Consider the following 279-nt stretch of genomic DNA (forward strand, 5'->3'; position numbering starts at 1 on the left):
TGATATGCTGAAATCAGTGGACACCGTCTCAGGGTTGTTGTTGATAATAATCGCTTCATAGCCTGCCTGCTTGATCGCCCAGACAGAATGAACGGTCGCATAGTCAAATTCGACGCCCTGTCCGATACGGATCGGCCCGGAACCGAGGACGACGACGCTTTTTCTTGATGTAACCTCAGACTCGTTCTCTTCCTCATATGTGCTGTAAAAGTACGGGGTTTCTGATTCGAATTCCGCCGCGCATGTATCCACCATTTTATATACAGGCTTGATGTCTGC

1 protein-coding gene is annotated in these 279 nt (G+C 48.7%); it reads right to left on the reverse strand.

From position 1 onward, the window contains the following. On the reverse strand, nucleotides 1-279 hold a 279-nt coding region (locus tag R0K30_RS21690), incomplete at both ends, for a carbamoyl phosphate synthase preATP-grasp domain-containing protein (protein WP_410612878.1).

Source organism: Bacillus sp. SIMBA_154 (assembly GCF_046536015.1).
Classification (GTDB): domain Bacteria; phylum Bacillota; class Bacilli; order Bacillales; family Bacillaceae; genus Bacillus; species Bacillus pumilus_P.